Raw genomic sequence first — 1739 nt, 5'->3', positions numbered from 1 at the left:
TTAGCATCATTGTTCAAACCTGCTGCATCTATAAAATTCTCAGTTTCCTTATCATAGGTCTGGTGTAGCCAACCTTTACTTATCATTCCGTGCATTATATGTTGTATTTAAGTTTAAGATAGGTTTGGACTTGTGAAGTTTCTGCATCAGGTAGTATTCTAGGAAAAATAATCACTTCGTGTATGTTTGTAGATGATAACCTATCGTATAAACTGCTATTTAATCGTCTACCTCCTAATGCTATCCTTCTTGTATAACCAGGGGTTTGTAGTGGATTAGTGAGATTATTTGTGCCATAACTATAACTTGAGTTAATTAATTGTGATGTAAATCTACCATTACTCAAACCCAAAGAGCTTTCACCACTTATTTTTATTATTGCTAAATATGGTGTTCTTACGGTGCTAATAAAAAGACTAAATTCATAAGGAATATTTAAATTATAAGTACCTATTGTTGTTCTGTTTATAAAGCCACTAAAAGATAAACTGCCATTTACCACACCAGTATTTGCAAAAGAGAATATTTCAGTATTATTTATTAAATGATTACTACAGACAATAACAATAGTAGCTGTATCTGTCCATACCGTAGGAGTTTCACTGACTGTTGTTAAAGTATTTTTATTAGCTACAACAAACTCTAATGATGGATAAGTAGCGTTAAACATTGTAGTGTTGTTGAACTTAGGAGGATTGTATGTAGGTATAACTTCGTGAACAAAATTATTACCATTACCGCTAATATCTACCCAAGTATTTACATCTGCATTTATTGATGGCTGGGTAACGCCATAACCATTCACATGGTCAGAGTTTAACCAACAACTTGGGTTTAAATCTCCTATATATTGTTCTAGTGCGTTCATTATCTTCCTATGCTACGTTGCGCTGTGTAAATACCATGTGAGAAGGCTTTGGATTTAATCATATCTATATTTTTTCCTACTGAACAAAATTGATGATTTTGAGAAGAGGGGGTACCAGGAGTATTCCCATTATTTATAGCCCCTATATAAATAGGAAAATTAGGAAGTATTGTAGTAACATTCGCGGTTGAAGATATCATTCTATTAATAGATATATAAGCAGTAGAACCTAATTGACTTCCAATACAAAGATTGCTAGCAGTTATAGCTCTTATTTCAGGTCCAAATGCTCCAATATAAAAATTATTTAAATTGCCTGCTATCTGTAAACTGATTCTATTTGTCACAGTAGTAGTAGCCCCCATTGAATTTCTATTATTAATAGAACCCATTAATGAAATATGACAATCTGTAGGACTTAAATCTACAAAGGGAGTTATAAATGTATTAGCATAAGCTGTATTTATACTGAAAGCCCCTTGATTATCGTGAGTCCATGTACCTTTAAATGTTAACCTAAAAGCAGCATCCAAGTCTCTTGGGTCTAAAAAATTAAAACTGTGACTAGTTGCATTACCTCCAACAATAGGATATACTGCTCCTGTTGTAATATCCGCTTTCTTACAAGCAACATCTATCTGATGAAGATACTGCAAATAGAGTGGAACATTTCTAATATTCCCACTTACATCTGCTGCATCTACAAAATTTGAAACCCTTGGTGAATAACTTAGTTGTATCATGTTACCATCTCCTTATCTTATTATCATCTACAGCTAGGTAAGTAAAAACACCGTCATCATGTAACTGACCTTTTAGCATAATCTTACCGTTCGCAGGAGTTAAAGTAGCCCTGTTACTTGTCCATGTT

At 33.3% G+C, this 1739-nt stretch carries 2 protein-coding genes; both read right to left on the bottom strand.

The features are described 5' to 3' along the window. Window positions 1–94 precede the first annotated feature (94 nt). Complete coding sequence (locus JHD79_RS22470) at window positions 95–868, bottom strand: hypothetical protein (protein WP_199121595.1); 774 nt, start codon at window positions 866–868, stop codon at window positions 95–97. Next, a complete protein-coding gene (locus JHD79_RS22465) occupies window positions 868–1611 on the bottom strand; it encodes a hypothetical protein (protein WP_199121594.1) in 744 nt (247 codons plus the stop codon). Before JHD79_RS22465 ends, JHD79_RS22470 begins: the two co-directional genes overlap by 1 nt. Window positions 1612–1739: the final 128 nt, after the last annotated feature.

Source organism: Pedobacter sp. ASV28, assembly GCF_016428855.1.
GTDB lineage: Bacteria > Bacteroidota > Bacteroidia > Sphingobacteriales > Sphingobacteriaceae > Pedobacter.
Note: the sequence above shows the minus strand (reverse complement) of the source record. Positions and strands in the feature narration are given on the sequence as shown.

Excerpts from the sequence above, each read along its gene's own strand:
- JHD79_RS22465 (WP_199121594.1), bottom strand. The coding sequence starts at position 1,611 with ATGATACAACTAAGTTATTCACCAAGGGTTTCAAATTTTGTAGATGCA.
- JHD79_RS22470 (WP_199121595.1), bottom strand. The coding sequence starts at position 868 with ATGAACGCACTAGAACAATATATAGGAGATTTAAACCCAAGTTGTTGG.